At 35.6% G+C, this 24,634-nt stretch carries 21 protein-coding genes and 2 pseudogenes; 18 read left to right on the top strand and 5 right to left on the bottom strand.

What is annotated here, in order from left to right:
- The first annotated feature begins 253 nt into the window (after nucleotides 1-253).
- The 6 genes from AC4NPH_RS30445 (at nucleotide 254) to AC4NPH_RS30420 (ending at nucleotide 5,554) form a co-directional block, all read left to right on the top strand.
- Complete coding sequence (locus AC4NPH_RS30445) at nucleotides 254-964, top strand: helix-turn-helix domain-containing protein (protein WP_097813108.1); 711 nt, start codon at nucleotides 254-256, stop codon at nucleotides 962-964.
- Between the two features lie 560 nt (nucleotides 965-1,524).
- Complete coding sequence (locus AC4NPH_RS30440) at nucleotides 1,525-2,826, top strand: replication protein (RefSeq protein ID WP_098315428.1); 1,302 nt, start codon at nucleotides 1,525-1,527, stop codon at nucleotides 2,824-2,826.
- 110 nt (nucleotides 2,827-2,936) lie between these two features.
- Nucleotides 2,937-3,725 (top strand): plasmid stabilization protein, encoded by a 789-nt coding sequence (locus AC4NPH_RS30435; RefSeq protein WP_097826905.1) that lies wholly within the window; start codon nucleotides 2,937-2,939, stop codon nucleotides 3,723-3,725.
- A gap of 26 nt (nucleotides 3,726-3,751) precedes the next feature.
- Entirely contained in the window at nucleotides 3,752-4,378 is a 627-nt protein-coding gene (locus AC4NPH_RS30430; RefSeq protein ID WP_098197912.1) for a tetratricopeptide repeat protein, read from the top strand.
- A 146-nt stretch (nucleotides 4,379-4,524) separates the two neighbouring features.
- Complete coding sequence (locus tag AC4NPH_RS30425; RefSeq protein WP_097813053.1) at nucleotides 4,525-4,998, top strand: MerR family transcriptional regulator; 474 nt, start codon at nucleotides 4,525-4,527, stop codon at nucleotides 4,996-4,998.
- A gap of 328 nt (nucleotides 4,999-5,326) precedes the next feature.
- Nucleotides 5,327-5,554, top strand: coding sequence for a helix-turn-helix transcriptional regulator (locus AC4NPH_RS30420; RefSeq protein WP_053488389.1), 228 nt, complete (start codon nucleotides 5,327-5,329; stop codon nucleotides 5,552-5,554).
- Nucleotides 5,555-5,823: 269 nt separating this feature from the next.
- On the opposite strand, the gene AC4NPH_RS30415 is transcribed toward AC4NPH_RS30420, so the two are convergent.
- Complete coding sequence (locus AC4NPH_RS30415; RefSeq protein ID WP_257128368.1) at nucleotides 5,824-5,934, bottom strand: small, acid-soluble spore protein, H family; 111 nt, start codon at nucleotides 5,932-5,934, stop codon at nucleotides 5,824-5,826.
- 254 nt (nucleotides 5,935-6,188) lie between these two features.
- Between AC4NPH_RS30415 and AC4NPH_RS30410 the strand changes: the two genes are divergently transcribed.
- The 7 genes from AC4NPH_RS30410 (at nucleotide 6,189) to hutH (ending at nucleotide 16,726) form a co-directional block, all read left to right on the top strand.
- Entirely contained in the window at nucleotides 6,189-7,676 is a 1,488-nt protein-coding gene (locus tag AC4NPH_RS30410; protein WP_098197911.1) for a helix-turn-helix domain-containing protein, read from the top strand.
- Between the two features lie 146 nt (nucleotides 7,677-7,822).
- Nucleotides 7,823-9,493, top strand: a complete 1,671-nt coding sequence (gene hutU, locus AC4NPH_RS30405; RefSeq protein WP_179879732.1) for a urocanate hydratase — start codon at nucleotides 7,823-7,825, stop codon at nucleotides 9,491-9,493.
- Nucleotides 9,494-9,512: 19 nt separating this feature from the next.
- Nucleotides 9,513-10,808, top strand: a complete 1,296-nt coding sequence (hutI, locus tag AC4NPH_RS30400) for an imidazolonepropionase (protein WP_204232111.1) — start codon at nucleotides 9,513-9,515, stop codon at nucleotides 10,806-10,808.
- Nucleotides 10,783-11,766, top strand: coding sequence for an agmatinase family protein (locus AC4NPH_RS30395; RefSeq protein ID WP_097813062.1), 984 nt, complete (start codon nucleotides 10,783-10,785; stop codon nucleotides 11,764-11,766). The genes hutI and AC4NPH_RS30395 overlap by 26 nt, the downstream gene beginning before the upstream one ends.
- Nucleotides 11,767-11,908: 142 nt before the next feature.
- Entirely contained in the window at nucleotides 11,909-13,207 is a 1,299-nt protein-coding gene (locus AC4NPH_RS30390; protein ID WP_097813065.1) for an MFS transporter, read from the top strand.
- 463 nt (nucleotides 13,208-13,670) lie between these two features.
- Nucleotides 13,671-15,044: an MFS transporter gene (locus tag AC4NPH_RS30385; protein ID WP_097813061.1), complete on the top strand. Its 1,374-nt coding sequence runs from the start codon at nucleotides 13,671-13,673 to the stop codon at nucleotides 15,042-15,044.
- A gap of 143 nt (nucleotides 15,045-15,187) precedes the next feature.
- Nucleotides 15,188-16,726 carry a histidine ammonia-lyase gene (hutH, locus tag AC4NPH_RS30380; RefSeq protein ID WP_213019946.1) on the top strand — a complete coding sequence of 513 codons (1,539 nt, stop codon included), beginning with the start codon at nucleotides 15,188-15,190 and terminating at the stop codon, nucleotides 16,724-16,726.
- Between the two features lie 741 nt (nucleotides 16,727-17,467).
- Here the strand turns inward: hutH and AC4NPH_RS30375 are convergent.
- The 3 genes from AC4NPH_RS30375 to AC4NPH_RS30365 are packed head-to-tail and all read right to left on the bottom strand — an operon-like array spanning nucleotide 17,468 to nucleotide 19,602.
- Nucleotides 17,468-18,160 carry a hypothetical protein gene (locus AC4NPH_RS30375; RefSeq protein ID WP_097813063.1) on the bottom strand — a complete coding sequence of 231 codons (693 nt, stop codon included), beginning with the start codon at nucleotides 18,158-18,160 and terminating at the stop codon, nucleotides 17,468-17,470.
- Nucleotides 18,157-19,290 (bottom strand): FtsK/SpoIIIE domain-containing protein, encoded by a 1,134-nt coding sequence (locus tag AC4NPH_RS30370; protein ID WP_098315431.1) that lies wholly within the window; start codon nucleotides 19,288-19,290, stop codon nucleotides 18,157-18,159. The genes AC4NPH_RS30375 and AC4NPH_RS30370 overlap by 4 nt, the downstream gene beginning before the upstream one ends.
- Nucleotides 19,291-19,302: 12 nt before the next feature.
- Nucleotides 19,303-19,602 carry a hypothetical protein gene (locus AC4NPH_RS30365; protein WP_098315432.1) on the bottom strand — a complete coding sequence of 100 codons (300 nt, stop codon included), beginning with the start codon at nucleotides 19,600-19,602 and terminating at the stop codon, nucleotides 19,303-19,305.
- 526 nt (nucleotides 19,603-20,128) lie between these two features.
- Here AC4NPH_RS30365 and AC4NPH_RS30360 point away from each other — a divergent pair.
- From AC4NPH_RS30360 to AC4NPH_RS30340, 5 genes and pseudogenes are all read left to right on the top strand, one after another.
- The gene (locus AC4NPH_RS30360) at nucleotides 20,129-20,404 is read left to right on the top strand and encodes a GlsB/YeaQ/YmgE family stress response membrane protein (RefSeq protein ID WP_029324143.1); all 276 of its coding nucleotides are present in this window, start codon (nucleotides 20,129-20,131) and stop codon (nucleotides 20,402-20,404) included.
- Nucleotides 20,405-20,435: 31 nt separating this feature from the next.
- Nucleotides 20,436-20,561, top strand: a complete 126-nt coding sequence (locus tag AC4NPH_RS30355) for a hypothetical protein (protein ID WP_016765074.1) — start codon at nucleotides 20,436-20,438, stop codon at nucleotides 20,559-20,561.
- 380 nt (nucleotides 20,562-20,941) lie between these two features.
- Entirely contained in the window at nucleotides 20,942-21,421 is a 480-nt protein-coding gene (locus AC4NPH_RS30350) for a site-2 protease family protein (protein WP_045295214.1), read from the top strand.
- Nucleotides 21,422-21,653: 232 nt separating this feature from the next.
- A pseudogene (locus tag AC4NPH_RS30345) lies at nucleotides 21,654-21,926 on the top strand (transposase); the annotation flags it as partial.
- A 166-nt stretch (nucleotides 21,927-22,092) separates the two neighbouring features.
- Nucleotides 22,093-23,505, top strand: coding sequence for an ABC transporter permease (locus AC4NPH_RS30340; protein ID WP_097813056.1), 1,413 nt, complete (start codon nucleotides 22,093-22,095; stop codon nucleotides 23,503-23,505).
- 1,021 nt (nucleotides 23,506-24,526) lie between these two features.
- On the opposite strand, the pseudogene AC4NPH_RS30335 reads toward AC4NPH_RS30340, so the two are convergent.
- Nucleotides 24,527-24,634: pseudogene (locus AC4NPH_RS30335) on the bottom strand (cell wall hydrolase); the annotation flags it as partial.

The following is a 24,634-nucleotide window of genomic DNA, read 5'->3' as shown; positions in this document are numbered from 1 at the left end:
ATCTCTTTAGTCTATCCCACTCCAAACTTAACAGTTACTTACTACAGATTTATAGTTAGATTCCATCTCTTTAGTCTTCTTAAGAACTTTGTTATAATGAACTATGACTTTGAATTGCCTATTCTGTAAAAAATAGCAAAAGAACCTGTAAATCTAACACAAAATCCATCATTAAATCTCTCAAAATTTAATGTCAGTTCTGTTATAATAACAACAAATTTATTATTATAATTGAGAAGAGGAGGGAGTTAATTTGAAACAAACTGAGGAAGAATTCAAATTAAGTGAAGTAATAAAACTTACTGGGCTTTCTGATCAAACCATTCGAAGATATCAAGAGGACTTTAATATTCAAGGAATTCGTACTCAAGGTGGTCATCGTCGTTTCAAAAGAGAAGAAATTGATATGTTACTTGAGGCTAAGAGACTTAAAGAAGAACATGGTTACTCTATTAAGCAAATCCGTTCACATTTTAATGGAGAAACAACATCGGAGATGTTAGAAAAGAATGAACCTATGAAAACAGTTCTTGAGAAGAAAATAGTAAATTTAGAAGAACAATTAGCAGAGGCAACTGAAAAAATTGATTCTATGGTTCAGGTTTTAACAACATTTATGAAACAAAGTGGACAAACAAATCAAAATATTTTATCTCAATTTCAAGATGTACTAAAGGCACTCCCTGAAACATCTACAACTACAAACAACCAAAGAATCTTGGAAAAAGAGCAACGTCTAAACGAATTAAAAATTAGAAACAAATTAAAAAAAGAAGCAATTGAAAAATGGGGTATGTTACCCGAAGAGGAACGGACTACAACTGTGAAAACTGGTCTGTTTAGTTTTAAAAGGGAAGAAAATTATAATAAAAAACGTGCTTTCATCGAAGATTATATAAGTGAACATTTAGTAGATCGACTTGAAAGAGAGTATGATATGAAACAAAATCAAGGATTAACCTAATTTTAGTGAAATATAAAAAATGAAAGAGGCATTGCCCTTAGTTAATTCAGCTTAACTAAGGGCAATGCCTCTTTTAAATAATGCCAGTTTGAAAGATCACTTTTGTTGAAGCTAAAAATTGCACTTTTGCATACTGATTGAGAGTAGAGAGAAAGATTTTGTTTTTCAGATAAATAATTTTTAAATTATTTATTATCTAAATGAAAAAGATTAGCCTAAAATACTCGTTTTGATATATTTTGCTAATTTTTATTGAATTATGAGACTAGTTAACGCTATAATAAAACTAACAAAAAGGACCGGAATAGAAAAAAGACTTCAACTGTTTAAGAAGTGCTGTCAACACTCTTAAACCGTTCCCCCTAATCACAGTAGGGAAAACACTTGTCGAAGTCTCTTGTTAATAGATTTAGTTTTTCTATAAAATAAAACTTATGTTTTTATTTTATATGAAATTGACATCTATTTCAAGGGCTTAGTTCATCAAAATCAAGGCATTGTTTTCCTTTTTCCAGGGAAACAGTGTCTTTTTTGTGTTCCTTAAAGGAGACGATGAACAAATGACAAAGATATTAACCTGCTATTTAAAAGATGTAGACACATTCAATGGACGGTTCAAATGGTTATGGACCCACAAGTCCACACTTCGGAAAAAGAAAGAAGAATTTTTAGAAAATCTTCGTACCCACTTTAAACAACAACAATCAGCTATACATAAAGAATTTCCTAAAAAGAGAATGGAAATGCTCGATCACGTCATCTACAACCTAGTGGCTACGGGCATTCAAGCGATCCGTTCTGAAACACTTATGAAGAAATTTAATGTTTCCAAAAGTACGGTTTCTCGTTTTGTACGCTCGTTAAAGGCGACACCCTTTATACTTGTGGCACGATACATTAAAGAGGATGCAACAGGTACTCATCCTGATAGTTATGTATTTATCCTTAAAAGCCATAAAAACTTTCATCATATTTGCGACGAAATCTTTTTTGCCCATGATACAACAGGAATACAAACTCTTCAACAAGAAGAAATGACCACTCCTGTGACACGTCCTGTGACGCATCCAGAAAGTGATGAAAACGTTGATATACCAAGCTTAGAGGCCGATAAATCACCTGATGCCTTTATTAACCTTGATTTACCTGTAAATCATATAAATAATCATTTAATGTCTGTTTCACAGGCTTTCACTTATATCAAAGGTGTGCCTAAGAAAGTCAATCAAGTCTATGCAGGTAAGTATGGACATCAACTACAAGACTTCTATGCTCGTATTCAAAATGCTGCAAAAGCAGTAAAAAAAGATACAGAGATTACGTTTAAGAAAGAACAAGTACATGAAATTGCGTATACATCCATTGTGGGATTAGATAAATATGTCCATGAAGCTAATCAACAAAGCAATCCTTTATCCCTAGGGGATATGTGTCGATTAATCTATCAAATTGCGAAAAATCAATTCTATGAATTAGCAAAGCCTAAAGAACAGGATTATTCATCAGTATACGCAAAACAACAAGAAGTTATACATAACGAAAGCAAAGAAACAAAATTAGCTACCCCAAAAAGGATTGTCCGTAAGGAACTCGTTCCAGATTGGTTAAAAGCTGAACAGCAGCAAGAACAACCTAAACAAGAAACAGAAGTTACAGTGGAGCAACAGCTTGAAATGATTCAGTTAAAGCAAGATTTAGGACAAGAGCTAACACCAGAAGAAGGGGACTTGCTGCAACAACACAGTTCTACGTATAGCTTGTTGGAGATAGCTCAGGTGAAACAGGACTTAGGACAAGTCTTGACGCCAGAGGAACAAGAATGTTTGCGTCAACAGAACCAGTTAAAAGACACAGCTTCCTAATCAAAAAAAAGTAGAAATTCCTTAGAAGCTGATGTTTTAATATATCCTGTTTATTTAGAACTGTGTTCTAAATAAACACTAACTAATAATCTACGTAGGAGGAGACTATTATGCCACATAAAATTACCTTAACCGGATCAGCTACAGGACCCTTACGAGAATATGATCGCTACGTTGCCTTTGATATGCGTGAAAAAGGATCACCATCTGCGCCTAAGGGTTTGAAGAAGAGTACCTTTATTTCATATACGGTTTTTGTTGCAAAGAAAGCCTTTAATAAAACAGGGCTCACGAAAAAAAGCATCATGCATGAAAAGATTTTAATTCAAGGAGAACCAACGTTAGATATTCCAATTGATGAATGTCCTGGTGAAGTAGGGGTGATTTGTTTTCAAATTACCGTTCTCCCGAACAAAAATGATAAAGAGAAGAATCAGTCAGATGCGAAAAAAGAACCTAAACAAGAGGCATCTGCGCCTTCTCAAGAACAAAAGAACACGGAACCTACTAAACAGGAAGAAGAACAAGCACCTGTTTCTCAACCTGTAGCAAACGAACAGAAGAAGGAAACTGAACGAGTACAACCAGAAGTGAAGGAGACGCCTGTACAAGAGAAAAAGGCTGAGCCAAAACCGAAAACACTACCAAATCAACCAAAAGGGACACAGGATCTCGTGAGCTTTGATGATATTATCGTACCTGAAGCCTTCTTAAACACACGTCCGAACCCTGAAAAAACACAAAAAGTCATTGATTTTGTGAAGCGTACAGGACGCTTAGATGAACCTTTAACGATTGAAAAGGGATCAAATGTCTTAAAAGATGGCTATCGTCGTTATGTTGTGGCGAAAACCGTTAAAATGGATAAAGTTCCGGTTACGTATGAATATCAAAAGTAAATAGAAATGCTGAGGGGGATAACATCTTGACTCAAAATGAAGAAGAAAATGTAACGAGTGTACACATGGCCGATGTTATCGATTTTAATGAAAAGAAAGAAAAAAGTAACATCCATGTAGAAGAAGGAATCAGATGGTTAAGGCAAGCTTCCCTAGCTGGAGATAATGGAGCAATGAACGAGTTAGCGTTTCAATTACTAACTGGAAAGCTAGTGAAACAAGATGTTGAGGAAGGCGAAAAATGGCTTAGAAAGTCTGCCGATACTGGGGATCAATGGGCCATGATGGAATTGGGCTATCGTCTGCTTGTTGGGGAAGATTTGGATAAAAACCAAGTTGAAGGTGAAAAGTGGATTCGGAAATCCGCAGAGTTGGAATATCCAACGGCTATGAGAGTACTTGGATACAGACTACTCGAAGGATTGGATATAGAAAAGAACGTAGAAGAAGGCGAGTATTGGCTTCGGAAAGCAGCTAACGTACATGAACCAGTAGCTATGAGAATATTAGGCTATCGCTTATTAACTGGAAAACATGAGTTGAAACAGAATGTAATGGAAGGTGAAAAATGGTTACAGAAAGCAGCTGAAGCTGGAGAAACCATTGCGATGAGGGAATGGGGTAAATATCTAATACATGGGGTTATTAAATAGCTCAACATACAAGAATACTTGCATCAAATACTGACTGTTATTGCATGAGGAATAGAATTATAAAGTATAACATTCCTTCCTCTTATTACTTGAAGGTTTTAACATATATATATCGAATACTTCTTTTGATAAGAGGAGGTGATCATATGTTGAGAGTCATAACCGCAGAAGCAGCATATACCACCGAAGAGTTAGCTGATATACTTGGTTTGCCCCTATCAACTATCCGAAAATACAACTTCCATTTTGCCAAAATTGGTGTGCAGTTTACTAAAAACCAAGGTAGATTAGCTTATACAAATGACGATGTTACCATCTTTCATGAACTAAAAGAAGTTTATGCCCGTCCCGAAATGACCCTAGAAAAAGCCGTTATAACCGTTGCAAAAAAATTCAACCTAATATCAGACACTCCACCAAATATGTCAACTGAAAAACAAACCCTTAGCTTAGAACCACGCGAAGTACAAATGAAAGAGATACAAAGCTATATCGATGCAAAATTTGAAGAACGCGAACGTCAATTAATTTCAATGGCTCGCGAAATTCGAGCGTTAAAAAAAGCTCAACAACAAAAGAAGAGTTTCTATAGGTGGTTAAAAACCTTTTTTGAAAAATGATTTGCTAGAATGCTATTACCTTATTATCTAATATTTTCTAAAAAAACAAACCCGTTTTCCCTTACTTAAAGGAAAACGGGTTTGTTTATGTAAAGTTTAATTTTGAGGAATACCTATAACAAAGACCGCCCATTACTTATCAGTGTATAAGGCGGTCTTAACTGTATTCATGCTATATGATTATGACAAAAATATCGACAACATGTGTAGAGGAATCTTATTTCTCTTATTCTATGCTAAAAACGCTTCCTTATTCCTAATTTTTCAAACACTTTTGATTCAATTTGGTGCAAAGTGGACAAGCTAATAAAAAAGGGGAGTGAGAGATGTGTTTTGGTGGCGTAACCCGAATCGCAGTAAATTTGGTCGTTGGCTGGATCGAGAAGGAATTACACAAAGTGAATTTTCTGAACGAAGTGGTGTTTCCCGAAACACTATTTGGCGAGTTTGTAACACCAAAGGTTATATTCCAACTCCTAGAGTAATGAAAAAGATCATGGCCACCGTTCAAAAAGTAGATAAAACAAAAGATATTGATGATTTCTTTCAATTCTAAACCCCATGTAAATGATATATAACATGGGGTTTAGTGTTATATGGAAATGTAAATTATGTTGCTATATTTCGATTTAGGATCAATTCGAGATAAAGGTTGTTTTAAGTATCTCGCCTTCTTTTAAGCTATAACTAATTAATAAAATTTAGTTAAACCAATCTAGAGCTCCTCTTAGAAAGAACTTGCCTATAAATTTTTATCTTTAAAGTTAATGTCCCCATATAATCGTTTTAGAGAATAAACCTCATTCTCTATTAAATTAACTGTCTTCAAGCTATTATTCCTCTTTCTATATGCTCAATGTAAATACTTTTCCCATTATATATTACATTGACCATGTCCACTGAATCTGCAATTCCTTGTGCTCTTTGTACATCCACCTTTATCTCGCCTCCTTTTTATTTATAAAAGTGACAGTATTGGTTTTTGATTATTTTAATCCATTTAATCCTCTATTTCGAAAAAAAGAAGGATGACCACTTACCATTAAATACCTTATGTGCTAGGAGCCTAAGTATTATATATACTTATATAATAAGAGCAGGAATTATCCAGATTTAGTTTTTTACAATTTATCTTTTGAGTAAATAGCTATGTCTAATTATTCCCTGTTAAATTCTAGGAGGGCAGAGTAATGCGAATAATAATTGCCGATAGAGACTCTACAGAAAGAGTAGGTATTAAATGGTTAATAAATTCTTATTCTATGAAATTTAATGAAGTATGTTTAGTTGAAGATGCAAGGCAGTTTATTAATGAATTTGGAAAAAGTGAACCAGATATATTGATTTTAGAGTTAGAAATGTTTTCAACTAACAGTTGGGAGATTATCTTAAGAAAAGTGGAAAATTACCAAGGAGTTATAATAGCTATCACTACTGAGGCAATTTTTGAACGTGCCTGGCAAGCAATTCAACTTCAAGCTGTTAATTTATTAGTAAAACCATTGTTACCTGAGAAACTAAAAGAGTCATTAGAAAAGAGTATAAAAAAGCTATCAAATTTTAAAGAGAAGCCTATTCATTTAGAAAACAAAGATGAAAATTATAGATATTACCAATCATTGATGATAGAAACTGAGGTAAAGTTTTCTAATGATTATAAAGGAATGATGATAATAAAACCGGAATATCCAGACGATTTAAAAGAACTTTATAAGTATATTAATGAATACATATTTATGGAAACACCGGTTGTTTTATTATTTAGTGATTACATAGTATGTCTTTTTTCTGTTTTTGAAATGGACAAGTTGTACATAGATTCTACTAGATTCATTAGTAATTCAATCAAATTACTGAACGGGGGAGTTTTTATTAGTATTGACTCCATAAATAAAGTTGAGGATTCCTTACATGCCTGTTATATGAGGTGTATCCAGACGTTAAAAATGGTATTTTACAAGGGATATACACAAGTTATGAAGGCTTCCGAATTCCCGAGCTTTGAAGAATTTGATCCTTTATTAAATTCTGAAGAACAACGAATATGGATTAAAATGTTAGAGGGAGAAAACCTAATACCTATAAAAAATTGGCTTTATGAGAAATTCACTAATTTTCCTAACGGGTACCCTGAACCTGAGTTAATCCGTATTAGCCTTACTAGTATTCTTGCACAGATACGGAGGCATATGAAATCCTATCGATTAGAAAAAAATCAAGCATTAGAGGAACAATATCAAAACATTTTTAATATTGTTCTTAATTCACCAGTACTTTTTAAAGTTGTACAGGAATTATTACTTTTTATTGATAAAATTTTAGAACAAGTTAAAACTCAGCAAAAAAATACTCAAAATGACTTTATTGAACTCGGTTTGAGGTTTATTGATGAACACTTCAGTCGGACAGATTTAAACCTCATAGTAGTAGCTGATTATGTTAATAAAAGTCCAAGTTATTTTAGTTATGTATTATCTCAGAGAACATCACAAACATTTCAGCAATACCTTACGAATGTTCGGATAAATAAAGCTAAACATCTATTATCTACAACATCACTGTCAATTCAGCAAATTTCATTTTCTATAGGTTTTTCGGATCCAAATTATTTCAGTAGGGTATTTAAAAATCAGACTGGTGTATCACCTTCTATCTGGAAAAATCAAATGTTTATCTAGATATCTAGTTATTTTCCTATAATTAATGAAGAATTTGGTAATATTAAAGATTGTTATAGTTTTAATATTACTTATATTCTGATTATTATCTTCTGTTTCTGTTAGTGTTTTTTTAATAAACTATTAATTAACAGAAAGGGGACTATATGATGAATACTCAATCAGTTAACTTGCGCAAATACTGCGCTCCTAAAGGAATTGAATTAAATACAAAAGGGTGGGTCCAAGAGGCTGTTCTTCGTATGTTAATGAATAACCTAGACCCACAAGTGGCAGAACATCCGGAGAAATTAGTTGTATATGGGGGAATAGGGAAGGCAGCTCGAAATTGGGGTGCATTCGATCGTATCGTAGCCACTTTGAAAGATCTAGAAGAGGATGAAACACTATTAGTACAGTCCGGAAAACCAGTAGCTGTTTTTAAAACTCATAAAGATGCACCACGTGTACTCTTAGCTAACTCTAATATTGTTCCGGCCTTTGCAAATTGGGAAAAATTCCATGAACTCGATAAAAAAGGATTGATGATGTATGGGCAAATGACAGCCGGTAGCTGGATTTATATTGGAAGTCAAGGAATTGTACAAGGTACGTATGAAACATTTGCTGAATGTGCGAAACAACATTTTAATGGTAGTCTCGAAGGTACCATTACCGTAACAGCTGGATTAGGAGGCATGGGAGGCGCTCAGCCATTAGCCGTTACAATGGCAGGGGGCGTAGTCATTGGAATTGATGTTGACCGAACACGTATTGAAAAACGAATTGAAACACGCTATTGTGACGTTGTGTTAGAAAGTTTGGACGAGGCAATTAAAATAGCTAAAGAAGCAAAAAAAGAAAAGAAAGCGCTTTCTATTGGGTTGGTTGGAAATGCAGCTGAAGTGCTTCCTCAAATGATTAAACGTGGCTTTATTCCAGACATTGTAACAGATCAAACCTCCGCACATGATCCATTAAATGGTTATCTACCAATTGGATTAACTCTATCGGAAGGAGAAACATTACGTAATCAGAATCCAGAGGAATATGTAAGAAAATCTAAAGCTAGTATGGCTGTTCATGTTCAGGCTATGTTAGATATGCAGAAAGAAGGAGCCATTGCTTTCGACTATGGAAATAATATTCGTCAAGTAGCGCTTGATGAAGGCGTAAAAGACGCATTCAACTTCCCAGGTTTTGTACCTGCTTATATTCGCCCTCAATTCTGTGAAGGGAAAGGACCGTTCCGTTGGGTAGCTTTATCAGGTGATCCAGAAGATATTTATAAAACAGACGAAGTTATTTTACGTGAATTCTCATATAATACTCACCTTTGTAACTGGATTAAAATGGCGAGAGAAAAAATTGAATTTCAAGGATTACCCGCGCGTATCTGTTGGTTAGGATATGGAGAACGTGCACGATTTGGAAAAATCATTAATGAAATGGTTGCATCTGGCGAACTTTCAGCGCCTATCGTTATTGGTAGAGATCATTTAGATGCGGGATCTGTTGCTTCGCCAAACCGTGAAACAGAAGCGATGAGAGATGGCAGTGATGCTGTAGCAGATTGGCCTATTTTAAATGCACTAGTTAATACAGCCGCAGGGGCAAGTTGGGTATCTGTTCACCATGGTGGTGGCGTAGGCATGGGATATTCTCTTCACGCAGGTATGGTCGTAGTAGCAGATGGCACGGAAGATGCGGCTAAACGTCTTGAACGTGTATTAACAACAGATCCTGGTATGGGTGTAGTTCGCCATTTAGATGCAGGCTATGAGTTAGCCATTCAAACAGCCAAGGAGAAAGGCATGAACATTCCAACATTAGACTAAAGGAAACGGAGTGAGTAGTATGTCATCTATTATGTATATTAAACGTGCCTCACAACTGATTACAGTTAGAGGTGGAAGTAAAGAACCAAAACGTGCTCAAGATATGTCCGATATCGGTATTATCGAACATGGCAGTGTGGTAGTGGAAAATGGAATGATTACATTTGTTGGATCAGATGTTGAAGCAGAACGCTATGTTCATACGTTGAATGGACATATCAATACGATTGATGCTTCAGGAAAAATTGTTACTCCAGGTCTAATCGATGCTCATACTCATATTGTGTTTGGGGGAAGTCGTGAAAAAGAGCTAGAGATGCGATTAAACGGAGCTAAATACATTGATATCCTAAAGGCAGGCGGAGGAATTCTCCAGACAACAACAAGTACAAGAGAAGCTACAGAAGAACAATTGATTCAAGAAACCTCCAAACGCCTAAATCGTTTTCTACAATATGGAGTTACGACGGTTGAAGCGAAAAGTGGATATGGTTTGACACTGGAAGATGAATTGAAACAGCTACGAGCAGCAAAAAAGCTACACGAAAAACACCCTGTTGATTTAGTTTCTACCTTCATGGGAGCTCATGCTGTTCCAGGTGAATATAAAGAAAATCCAGACGAATTTGTTCGTTTAGTGATAGAGGAAATGATTCCAAGAGTTGTAGAAGAAAATTTGGCTGAGTTTTGCGATGTTTTTTGTGAAGAAGGAGTTTTTACAATTCAACAGTCGGAGCAAATTCTTGAGGCAGGAAAAAGGTATGGTTTAAAACCAAAAATACATGCGGATGAAATTGTTCAATTTGGCGGTGCAGAGCTTGCAGCCAAGGTGGGAGCTGTCTCAGCAGACCATTTATTGCAGGCATCGGATGAAGGTATTAAGCAAATGGCGAAAAGGGGTGTTATTGCAGTCTTGTTACCGGGTACAGCGTTCTTTTTAATGGAGAAGCCTGCGAATGCAAGAAAGATGATTGAAGCCGGAGTTCCGGTTGCCCTTTCAACTGATCGTAATCCAGGGTCATCACCTACTGAATCGTTACCTTTTATTATGAATCTAGCGTGTCTTACGATGAAGATGACGCCAGCCGAAGTTCTAACAGCATGTACAATTAATGCAGCTCATGCCATCGGAAAAGCTGATGAAGTGGGGAGTATCGAAGTAGGAAAGAAAGGGGACCTTGTTTTATTTGATGCACCGAATTATCAAACGTTGCAGTATAACTATGCAGTGAACCTTGTAGATACTGTCATTAAAAAAGGACAAGTGATTGTGGAAGGTGGGGCTTTGCGTGACGTACCCGTACCCACAACTTAATCGTCCCTCTTTTCATTGGGAAAGACAGCGTTCAACTGAACCTAAGGTAAGTGATTGGATTGAGACTTTTGAGGTCCAAGGTGAAATAGATTTTCAAGCTGTAGATGTAACCGTTTTGGGAGTCCCTCTTTCCAGATCTTCTATTAGTGCATCAGGAGCAAGTGAAACTCCCTTGGCCATGAGACAACTATGGAAATCGTTTAATCCGTATCATATTGAATACGATACGGATTTGACCCCCTTATCGGTTTTAGACTTAGGCGATGTCAAACAGCATGTAACAGATATTTCACTTTCTCATCAGTATATTAAAGAAGCCATGATTTCAATGCGGAAATATCACCCTCATACACTGCCTATCATGTTAGGGGGAGATCATTCGATTACGGCTATGTTAGTAAAAGGCTGGAAAGAGTCGCATCCAGAACAACGTATAGGAATTCTTCAATTCGATACACATTTCGATTTACGCAGTTTAGAAGATAATGGACCATCAAATGGAACACCCATTCGAAACCTGATTGAGAGTGGTACAATTGAAGGCAAAAACGTTTGGAATATTGGCCTGCATGGGTTTTATAACTCAAAATCTCTCAAAGAGTATGCAGATACCCACAAGGTTAATTACGCGACCTTACTTCAAGCTAGAAAAACAGGGATTTCTTGTATAGTTGAAAGAGCCTTAGATGATTTAGCCAAGAACGTGGATGTCATCTATCTAACAGTAGACATGGATGTTCTTGATGTGGCTTATGCCCCTGGTGTACCAGCAGGAACAACAGGAGGAATGAGAACGGATGAATTATTTGAAGCCATATACATTGCGGGCTCACATCCATTAGTCCAAGCAATGGATATGGTATGTTTAGATCCCTTACGCGATAAATCAGGAATTACTGTTAAAGCAGGAGTTCATGTATTCTTGAATTTTTTAACAGGCTTTGCAAATAGAAAATAAAATATTAATTTCCTTATCCTTTTGAAAGTGACAAATCTCTAGCGATTTGTCATGAAACTTTCTTTCTCAGGAAGAAAAGTGAAAAAATGAGAGAGGAGAGAAGTAATTGGTGAAAAACAATTATCGCTACTTTATTATTTTTATGATTGTTATTATAACAATTATAAATTACATAGATAGAGGAGCACTTTCATACGCTCAGGCTGAAATTATTCAAGAATTCAACTTAAATCCCGTAAGCTGGGGAGCAATTTTGGGGTATTTTGGCTATGGTTATATTTTCGGTGCACTATTCGGAGGGGCGTTGGCAGATAAGAAAGGTCCTAAGTTTATGTGGATTCTTGCTGGAACCACATGGTCTATATTTGAAATTGGGACAATATTTGCTGGTCACTTAGGTGCAGCGTTCTTTGGGGGTTCTGCATTAGTTGGTTTTGCGGTATTTCGTGTTTTGTTTGGACTGGCTGAAGGACCTACTTTATCTACAATGAACCGAACGATGGCAAATTGGGTATCTCCAAAAGAAAAAGGTTTTTCTGTAGCACTTGGCTTAGTTGGAACTCCAATTGGAGCATTGGTCACCGCACCTATCGTAGTGGGCCTTTTAACGTTTACTAATTGGAAGGTAACATTTATTATTCTTGGTCTGTTAGGTTTTGTTTGGGTATTAATATGGAGAAAAATATTTACAAATTTACCTGAAGATCATCCGAGAGTTTCAAAGATTGAACTTCAAAAAATTCGAAGTATAGATAGTTTAATAAAAGGTGAATCACAATTAGAAAAAACAAACTCCAAAAATGTTCCTTGGTATTCTTTTTTTAAAAACCCTACATTAGTAATGAATGCCATTGGGTACTTTGCATTTTTGTATGTCAATATTCTATTACTAACTTGGACTCCAAAATATTTGCAAGATGAATTTAACTATTCTTTAGCATCTCTTTCATATATAGGTATGATTCCATGGGTAGGTGCTATTGTTACAGGATTAGTAGGAGGGAAAATTTCCGATAAGTTACGTGAGAAAACTGGGAATTTACGTATAGCCAGATCCTGGTTCACAGTAGTCTGCTTATTTTTTACAGCTATTTGTTTTATGCTAATCCCCACGGTTGGAAGTGCGACCTCAGTACTTTTATTAATGTGTATAGGTAATGCCTTTAATTACCTACCCAATTCGATCTATTGGACAGTTGTTCTTGATACAGAACCTAATAAAGCCGGAACTTTTGGGGGAGTAACTCATTTTATTGCGAACCTGGCTACTATTATTGCGCCTACACTAACAGGAAGCCTTGTTGCGGTACATGGATATAATGCTATGTTTACTGCTGCTGCCATTGCCGTAATAATTGGAATGGTATCTATGATATTTGTGAAACCAGGACAACGAAGTCATATACCGAATATGCATAAGGAGGAAAATATCATATTATAGTAACCATTAGTATTCTATAGGATAGAGAGCTTCTATCAAAAAGAGATACCTAATTTAAGAACGAAGGAATATAAAACCATGAAATAAATAGCTGTTAACAAACATGCTTCTTAATAAAACAATAATTTTGTTCTACTCTACTACTTAGATATCGGTTTACTTTATTGTATGCTTTTAGACATATATTTTCCTATATCAAATTATCACTACAAGATAGCCAAGATTTTCATTTATCAATATCACACAAATTTTTGAAACATAAGAAAAAGCCAAGGCTTTCTCAAAAAGCACTTGGCTACTTATTTATCTTTTTATTTACTTTGAACTCTGGTTAAAAATCTTATTTAGTTAGATTTTTTGAGAGTAAGTAAATGGAGAATAGAATTAATACAAGCTCCTTTTCAAGGTATTACCAATAAAATTATTAGAATATTACTCCAGTTGAAGGAGAGGTAAATTTCTTATGGCGGAACACAAGTTTAAAATGGATGATGCTCCACTTAATAAGTTTCATTTAAAGATTACTGCACTTACTTTTGGGTCTAATTTTACCGATGGTTATGCTCTTGGTATTATTGGTATAGCTCTTGCTCTAATTGGACCAGAAATGAAACTTAATTCCATGTGGGAAGGGCTAATAGGCAGCTCAGCTTTAATTGGCCTCTTTTTAGGCAGTCTAGTCCTTGGAGGGTTATCCGATCGTGTAGGTAGACAGAAAATATATTTGTTTAATTTTCTAGTAGTTGCCATTGCCTCTGTTCTACAGTTATTCGTAAATGGTCCAGTAGAGCTATTTATTTTACGTCTAATAATCGGATTTGCTCTAGGAGGTGATTATGCCGTAGGCTCAACCTTACTTGCGGAATTTGCGCCTAGAAAATATCGGGGGATCTTACTAGCTTCTTTAAATGTGCTCTGGACAGTTGGATATGTTGCCGCGACCATAGTCGGCCACTATTTAAGTTCGAATGAGACCGAATCATGGCGGTGGATGCTTGCTACATCGGCAATTCCTGCAATTATCGTACTGCTATTAAGAATTGGTACACCTGAATCACCAAGATGGCTTATTAGCATGGGACGTAATGAAGAGGCACGCCAGATTGTTAAAAAATACATTGGGTTGAACGTAGAAATTGATGAAAAGATAACAGAGTATCAGCAAAATCAAGGATACTTATCACTTTTTAACAAACAAATTTGGAGGCGCACTACTTTCGGAGGAATATTTTATGTTTGCATTGTTATTCCTTATTTCGCTATTTATACCTTTTTACCTTCAATATTAAAAAGCATGGGATTATCTGAAAATTTTACAGTAGACCTTTGGTTAAATATATTTCTAATTGTTGGATCGTTGGTTGGACTTTGGCTTATGGAAAAACTTTCTCGGAGAAGTTTTACCATTGGAACGTTTGCATTGATGACCATCAGTTTATTTATACTGAGTATTTTACAGAGGCCTGATATTTTACTTATCACTTTGTTTTTAATGTTTACTTTCATTATATCAGCAGCTTCGAATCTAACATTGACATATCCTGCTGAACTATTTCCAACTGAAATACGCGGGTCGGGAGTAGGTTTTTTGACAGCTTTCAGCCGAATCGGATCTGCTGTTGGAACGTTTCTACTGCCTTTGAGCTTAAATAATATGGGATTAGGTGCAACAATGATTGGAATGTCCGCGATTTTATTATTAGGTACTATTGTTTCAATTATGTGGGCGCCTGAAACAAAATCTCTTTCTCTAAGTGAAGCAAGTAACCCTTTAGAAGATAACCCTTTACATGTAGAAGATAAGACAACCCTAAACTCTATGAATCGTAAAGCTTAAACAAAATAAGGTCAGCTTTTGCTCTCTTATATAGAAATTAGATTCTAAAAAGTTAGCACTGTAGAGAGGGAAAGCTGACTACAGAAATTTACTAATGAAGATTAATTTCAGATTAAATACCATCACATTGAGGAGGAGTAACCTTGATTGAAGTAAGAGAAACGAAAGTAGTAATTGAAGACAACCTTACCATTAAGGATCTGGTAGCAGTAGCTAGGCATCATGCTTCTCTAGAACTCTCTGAGAAAAGGAAGAAGTGTATTATTCAAGCAAGGAAATTAGTGGAGAGATTTGTAGAAGAGAATCAAGTTATCTATGGAATTACGACAGGTGTAGGAGAAAATTCAAAAGTTAGAATTTCAACAACCGAGTCTAAAGAAATGCAAAAAAAATTAATCATGAGCCATGCTTGTGGGGTAGGCGAGCCTTTAAAAACAGAACAGGTCAGAGCTATTATGGTTATGATGATTCAAAACTTTTCACAAGGTTATTCAGGCATAAGACTAGAAACAGTGGAGGCTTTAATTAAACTATTAAATAAAGGAGTTACACCGATTGTTCCTAAAGAAGGATCTTTAGGTTATTTAAATCATCAGGCCCATATTAGTTTAGTTCTTCTTGGAATGGGTGAAGCGAAATACAAAGGGATAGTCATGAGTGGAAAAGAAGCTCTTCAGTCCATAGGTATTTCTGAACTTGAATTGCATGAAAAGGAAGGACTTTCTCTTATTAATGGAACGGTTGATATGACGGGAATTGGAGCCTTAGCTATTTACGATGCTATGAATTTGCTCAAATCTGCCGACATTATATCTATGATGAGTTTTGAAGCTTTACGTGGAACCTACTATGCTTTCGATCCAAGAATTAGCCAAGTGAAGCCTCATCCAGGACAACAAAAAACAACTTCAAATATACATAAAATTATTAATGGAAGCAAAATTGCTGAGACATTTAAGGAGTATAGAACCCAAGATGCTTTAAGTATTCGTTCAATTCCCCAAGTGCATGGAGCCTGTAAAGATGCTATGAATTATGCAAAGGAAGTGGTGGAGAGGGAAATGAATTCAGCAACTGATAATCCTCTGATTTTTCATGAAGGAGAAAAAGGGGTTGCTATATCTTCTTCTAATTGTCATGGCGAAGCAGTAGCTCTAGCTATGGACTTTTTAACAATTGCTACCTCAGAGTTAGCAAATATTTCTGAAAGAAGAGTTTTTCGACTTTTATCCCCTCAGCTTAGTGAATTGCCTCCTTTCTTAGTTGAGAAGAGTGGGGTAAATTCAGGGTATATGATTTCACAATATGTGGCGGCAGCATTAGTCTCTGATAATAAGGTATATTCCCATCCATCTTCAGTCGATTCGATCCCTACAACAGCAGGACAGGAAGACCATGTAAGTATGGGAACATCTGCTGCTTTGAAAGCGTTGAAGGTGATTTCCAATACAGAGAAAGTCCTTGGAATTGAGTTGATGTGCAGTGCTCAAGGTTTAGATTTTCTAAAACCTTTAAAATCAGGAATAGGTACAGAAGCTGCATATCAATTACTTCGACAACACGTTTCACCACTAGAAGATGACCGAATCATATCAGAAGATATAAACCAATCGGAAAATTTAGTCCATACAGGAGCACTGGTTAAACAGGTAGAGATACAAATAGGAGAGTTGCAAGTCTAAGAAAGAATTGATATGAACTATTTCTCTACTTAATATAATATCTCTTAACTGAATCTATGTAATGAAGAATCCTTGGGGCGGTGAATTTCCACCAAGGATTCTTTCTCCATGTATATGCTAGTTCCTATAAAAAAGTAGGATATTGTATTCTTCTTTATCTATATACTCCATAAAAAACCCCTTTGTAAGACTTCTTATATCTTGATAAAACAATCTTCCTAGAATTAAGATAATAATTCATAAAAACTAAGTTACTCTTCATAGTAGTATCCATGACAACTTTCATTAAATTAATACTTGTCTTAATCAATTATTAAACTTCCCCTCTATATATTTTTAAATTACAAAAAGTAAAAATATATTTATATATATGCTGTAACCTACCTGAAATAGTATGGTTATAAAAAGAAACACTACTGCCTCTTTCTTGCTATAAAGATATGGTACGATTCATTAGGTTGGTATGGCATGTTTCATCCTGCATTTCAGCTCGTAAAAAGATTCCTCTTTCCTTGTCAGGAGGAGGGAGAAATCTTTTTACATTTATCAAATTTACCCACTATCTATCCATACCGATCTACATGCAAACATAACGTAGAGGTTTATTTTCATACATGTTAGAATCTATCTTTTGTTTGCCCATATTTTTATATGTGTCCTTTTCTTTCTCCTATCTGATTTCTTATTCCATTTGCTCAAAATTAGATAGGAGCTTTTTTTGTAGGCTGAATTTTTAGCACTCTAGGTTAAGTTGATTCTAATTCCACCAGAAGACTGTGTTATCGGTTTTGCTTCCCTCTGTTGTTTAGTAGAACTCTTATATTTCTCCATAAGTTCATGAATACTTGCTACTTGAATAATCCGTATATGCTCTGAAGACACTGCATACCGAACAGGTGTAATCAAAATGACGGAAGGGAAGAGGGCTGGTCGATCTTCTGGCTGCCAATGCAACGATTTCCACTCATCTAAAAAGAAAAAATCCTCATAGAGATTAATCTTCGCTTGCATTTTCTGCTCAGTATACTGATTACGTTGAATTTCAATCCAAAAAGGAGATCCTTTAAAAATACAAAACAGATCCGGTTCAATTCCTCCTTTTCGTCCGGTGGGCTTATCTTCGACAATGGCTTGTTTAGGTGTGCTATACGTACACATTTGTTTATAGACATCCAAGATAGAAAGGAAATGTAATATTTTTTGAGAGTTCTTTTTGATCTTTGCATCCACGGGCAAATAGACGGTCGGAGAATACTGCTGTGTACGTTCAATGAGCCCCAATCGATATAAACGCACCATCACTCTATTACACGCATTTACGGGCGATTTAAGCTGTCTAAAGAATAGGTCAACTAATGAGTCTCGATCCACGGCTCTAAATTGATTAATAAACGCTATGATGGCTTTATCACGTTGAGATAAACGGAAACTCATCGTTGCTCCTCCTTCTCTAATAACCCAAAGATGGATTGGGATGCCACTTCTAGTTCTGGTTCAGGATCTTTCACGAGCGTTTTATAAGGAGTAAGTATTTCCTTACAAGCTTCCTCATCTAAAAAATAGGCTTGAAACTCTTTTACCTCATCAATTTTAATCTTCATGCGTCCTCTGGCTGCAGCATCAATTTCTTCTGCACCGATGATTCCGGCTACTTTCGCATTTATCGTATCGGCCTGCCTTCCAGAGACCCGAACCCGTAAGTTTGCTTTGAGTGCTGAATTCAACAAATCGGCATCAGGACGCTGCATGGCAATAATCGTGTGAACACCTAGTGCTCGACCTTGGCTGGCAAACTGTTGGATCATCTCCACAAGATCCGTTTCTCGTTTGATTATGCTCATTTCATCAATTACCACGACAATTCGAGGAAGCTTAAATGGAAGCCTGCTTATATGCGTGACCCCATGCTCTAACAATAAATCGCCTCTTCGGTACATTTCAGCTCGTAATAAAGCAAATGGTTTTCTCATATCCTTGGCCTCAAAGCAAAGCGCATCCACATGCTCAATCCCGTGAAATAAGCCCAAATCAGCTCGTTTAAGATCCACTAACACTAAGCGCAAGTCTTCAGGAGAGGCATATTTCACCCATGTTGTGAGGATTACACGCATGAGACTGCTTTTTCCGGCCCCAATTTCGCCAGATATCAATAAGGTTTCTAAATCAGCAAAATCCCATGAAACGGGGTTTCCATAGATATCTTGACCAATGCATACGGGAAGCTCCATTTTCTCTATATGAGGATGAATTACATCATATTTGTATTCAAGCATCTTAGGTAGGCTTTTGTGATGAACGGTAATACTAAAGTTCTTTAAGCTGCCATTCACTTCAATGTTGCTGCCTAATACTTGTCGTAATGCCCATCTCTTTTTGTTCAAAAGCTCAGGATCAATGCCATTCAATAAGGAAAATGCATACCGAGTATATGTATGATGGTTATCGATTTGATGAATTTTAGGAAACAGATAGGAGGTCCGGTCTCCACGTTTCACTACTCGATAAATCTCTGCAGTACGAAACGCTTTTATCAATTGGCCACGTAATTTCAGTTTTTCAAACATGAACATTCCTCCTCAAAACATAAAAGTTGCAAAAAAGTAAATCAAGGCGCTATAGAAGGTGACAGGCAGGATCAATCGCATGATTTTCCCAAACTGATCCACAAGATCAATGACACCCCATCTCTCTAATATTCGTTCGATGATGGCAATCCCTAAGATAATACCTCCTATGGTCAGAATAGTGGGGTCAAGCATGGCAAGTGGACTAAACGGAACAAAGGAATAAGTCTTGAAGGGACGAGGTTTTGTTGAAGGTTTAAAGGATGGTTTATGAAAGAATTTTTGAAAAGTAATATAATGCGTTTTTCTCATGTTGATACCTTCTTTCACTCTTTTAATTTTTTTGCTTTTTACATACCTGTTTTTTCAGCTCAACGCATCCGGTCGCCCCCTTCGCCTCTTCGGCTCAGCTCCCTTACAGATTCCATGAAGGGCTTCACGAGGCGTATACAGCTTGTATTAACGCACTAACGTTACTGAACTAAATACTGATTAGGTAATGAAGTCGTAATTCTTTAGATACTATGTAGCTACTGCAGTAAGCTTGCCTGTCCACTCAAAAAATAAAAAAGAACCCTTACTGCAGTAGGTAAGGGGTAGGTAGTTATGTAAGAAGTGCTGGGTTTTTATATGCTGGGGGTTGTCCTAATAGCTTATTCTCCTTATGAAATGGACGAGACATTTGATGTTGTCCAAGTGAACAAAAATAGAGGGCAAGCAAAGCTATATGATTTTAGTACATCAGGAGAAAAACTTTATTGAGGAAAAAAATAACAGGGTTAATGGGCCTTTGTTGGGGGTAAAGTCAACTAACTATTTCAAAAGGAGAGAATGATGTATGAGTATTCTATGGATGCTAATTGTAGGTGGAATTATCGGTTGGCTTGCCGGTTTAATTACAGGGCGTGACGTTCCTGGAGGCATTATTGGTAATATTATCGCCGGTTTTATTGGTTCTTGGTTAGGTGGTCTGATCTTGGGAAGTTGGGGACCAGTCGTTGGTGGTTTTGCCATCATTCCAGCCATCATTGGAGCAATCATTCTGGTGTTAATTGTAAGCTTTGTTCTAAGAAAGATGGGACAAAAAAACAATCATGGTCATCATGCAAAATAAACCGAAAAAAATTAAGTTGGAGTGATTAAAAATGGGAGAAGAAAGTAAGCCTGTGTTAGATGATTTTGTTGAAGATGATCAATTCGAATTAGAATCTTACCTTACTTATTTGTTCGATCAAATTAATCATGATAGTGAAGTTCTGTCAGAAACTTAATGAGAAACCAGATATTTCATTACAAAGAAAAAGATAAAAAAATAATAAATCAAAATATAGCATAAGCGACCTTAGTAACTTTGGTTACGATACATAGGGTCGTTTATTGTTATGGAGAATGTTTGAAAATAAAGTGAAGATATTCTTCTTTATAAGCAATGTTCAAAGATTATTAATAACTTTAACTACTATTTTATTAAAAATTGATTGGTCCTAGCCTCCGACTAAAGGCCTTTCAGGGTGCCAAACGGATGATTGTACATATGATTAAAAAAGGCACAACCTCTGTTGAGAAAAGTCTGTCCATTACTAAATAGATTTTATCTATTTTAATAAGTGAACGATTTATTAAATTATTTTATGATAAAGGAGATGGAAGTGTGTTTGGATTCAGTGATATGCCTAAGTTCTTGTTTTCTTTCTTACTTGTACTACCACTTGTGTCTCTTGTTCATCAATTAGGTCATTCTATCATGGCGATCTTTTTCGGAGGGAGAGTGGATTTTACTATTGGAAAAGGAAAAACGATTTTTAAATGGAAGAAAATTAAAATAAAATCTGTTTACTTTTTGGATTCTTTTTGTGTATATGAAAAACTAAAATATGACAATCGATTTACCCATGCTTGTGTCTATGCTGGAGGTGCCATTGCTAATTTAGCTTCTATTTTCCTTATAAATGGTTTAGTTATGGATGACATCCTTTCAGCAAGTCTCTTTTCTTACCAGTTTGTCTATTTTTCTGTTTATTATATTGTCTTCTCGCTACTGCCTATTAAATTTACAGAAACAACTTCAAGCGATGGACGTGCTATTTATGATGCATTGAGATATGGAAAAATAACATGTAACCCTGATTAATAAAACTGAAATAATAATGCGAGACGATAGACATGCGAAGCTACACTTAACTCATTTTCACTTGATGAATTAGATGATAAACCAATGTTAATCTTGATAAATAATTGATATCAAAAAAACTTCCACTCCCGTTAAGTAGAAGGTCATTTATGTGATTGAAATGTCATTATACCCTGTGGGAAAGGTAACATATTTATTGCCAATAGGTCCATACTTTAAAAAGATTACATAGAAAAAAACCTATCATGTCATAAAGGATAAAAGTAAACTTTTGATAGACATGAATGTATATATTACAAACACTTCGCTAGAAGAAGTACCAACGAATTTCGTGTATGCATTGTATTCACTTCGTTGGCAGATTGAGATTTTGTTTAAAACGTGGAAGTCATTCTTTGAAATTGCTGAATATAAAAATAGTAAAAGGGAACACCTAGAGTGCCATTTATATGGACAACTCGTTAGTATTCTCCTCTGTTCTTCTACGATGTTTCAAATGCGACAAATCAGAAAGTCTTTATGAAAATAAAAGACTGAAGAAATATCAATTTTCCCCAACAAAAGAAACGTTCCTTTAACTATGAAAGATGTCTTTTGATAACCTAATAATCGATAGCAAACTGGACATAATAAAATGGATAAAAAATATCCATTGTTAGGGGAATTGAATCGTGAATCAATTGTTTAAATTAAGCTCCTCATGGTTTCCAATTTGGTTAATATCATTATTAATGTTAGTCATGGTATTTGTATATCTGCCTATATTTAAAGGTGCAAAACAAAACATGTCTGATGTTCCTCTAATTGTTGTAAATGAAGATAAGGGAAAAGTTGGAGATGCCATATTATTAAACCTTATTGAAAAGCAAAATGGAAACTCCTTTAAATGGGAAGTTGATAAAAGTAGGAAACAAGCATTCACAGATATAAGAAATAACAAGGCATATGGCGCATTAATTATCCCTTCAGACTATTCAAAAAGTCTTGGTCGAGTTCATGATACGCTTATTTCCGGTCTTACAAATGATAAACCTGCTGATTTAGAAATTTTATTGAACGAAGGGATTGGGCAAACTGCATCCATGATTGCGAGTAATACCCTTCAGACAGTCGCTTTAACTGCTTCTAAAGGAATTAGTAGTCAATTAAAAAATGAATTACTGCAAAAAGGAATGAGAGTAGCACCAGAGAATGCTTCATTATTAGAAAATCCCGTACAGGTTGTTTCCAAAAATGTACTGAGGCTGCCGGTTAATCTTAATAAAGGAATGACACCGTTTGTCATGGCCCTTATATCATCTATTACTGGAATGTTGGGGGCAAATATGATACATGGATATCTTTTGCGAAGTAATGGTATTTTGAAGAAAAGGGGATCTGCATTAAGTGAATCTGAAGTCCTTACATCAGAAATAATTTTTGGTATCATTTTAACTTTCTGTGTTTCAATTTTTATTCAACTAGGGGTATTTGGAATTTTTGGGAGTGCACATGCTTCAAACATTTGGACGATATTCCTGTTTACTTTCTTTAGTTGTACGACCATGTTTTTGTTATTTAAAACGATAGCAGTATTTTTAGGTGGATGGGGAATGTTAGTAATGTTCCCGGTAAATTTTATGGGGATATTTTCTAGTGGCGGAGCATTTCCTCTATCAACATTACCTACCGTCCATCGACTGTTCAGTTATATTCTACCTACAAGATATATTGTGGACGGAATAAGAGCATTACTTTATTATGACGGAAGATTGGAGGCAGGACTTGGACCAGCCTTATTGGCACTCTCCATCTATTTTGTTTTGACATTAGCGATTCTTATTGTATTCATTAATCTTACTAAAAAGTATAAAGAAGCAATTGTTGGTGAAAGCGGAAAGAAAATTGAAGTAGAAGTGGGAAATGAAATTCCTCATGAACCACCTACTCACGAGCAAAGGGAAAGTCACCATATAGGAGAAAAAGATGGAATGTTTCGTCAAGCAGTGTCTAATTTAGCTAAAGGCAGTAATAAAGAGAAACAGGAAATGAATGATAATGAGTATCGAAACGCATTGAAGTCATTAGACAAAAATAAAAAATAAAATGATTGCTTGAAGATGAGAGTAATCATTTTATTTTTTGCGTATTTCTAGATTCGTACATTTTAAAAAATACTGCTATAATAGCAGTATTTTTCAATGACTAAATACAGGTCAAAAAGTGAGGAAATAACAATAGCCGGTTCCTTAATATACGGATAACCGGCTAAAATGTGTCTAAATGTGCAATTTTTCACTAAGGCTTTGCAACAATTAAACGCGTTTCTTAAATATTCGACTCCCGAAATAAAAAGCCCCCTTAAGTAAGTTATTGAAACATACTGGCACGAAAGAAGACTACAAAACCGAAATGAGACGATTCTTGTTTATTTGTATATAAGGCTTCAAATAAGGTGAAATTAAGATGTCTCATTTGCTCTTCCGTTAAAAGAGATTGAGTTACTCCTACTTGCTTGTTTATCACTTCCCGTAATCTTATGTATTACTCTGACATACTGGCATATGTAAGCTACTTTTCCATTCCTCTGTTAAAGTGGTAATTCTTTAGATACTATGTAGCTACTGCAGTAAGCTTGCCTGTCCACTCCAAAAATAAAAAAGACCCCTTACCGAAGTAGGTAAGGGCTAGATGGGTATGTAAGAGGTGCTTGGCTTTTATATGCTGGGGGTTGTCCTAGTGGTTTATTTTTTTATGAAATAGACAAGAAATCGCAAGATGTCCTCCATTTAAGAGTGAAGCTAAACAGCATAGCTTTAATTGAAGTACATATTTTGTAATCTTATTTTCTTAGATAAATAATTATTATGTTTCATATAAAAAAGGGAACATCTGCTAACGAGGAAGTTCCCTTTTTATTTCGCCAGATAAAAATACATCAAAACAAAGATTAAAGAAATAGGCTACAGTGGGGGCAAAGTTTTTTTCAAGCGATCACTGTTACATAATCTATAGGAGTTGCATTGAATAAAATAGGACTAGCTACCAGCACCTACGACTAAAATGTTGGATTCGCAGCGCATCTCCACCATACTACTCCAGAATCAATCATAACACCTGGATAACTTAACCTCTATAAACACTCGCACATGTATCAGGTTTTGGTTCATAATAACAATGATTTTTAAATTGACCAGATGCAGGTTGACCGTACCATGTTGGAGGGCACGGAGC

The organism is Priestia sp. MDV22-iso46 (assembly GCF_058629175.1).
Note: the sequence above shows the minus strand (reverse complement) of the source record. Positions and strands in the feature narration are given on the sequence as shown.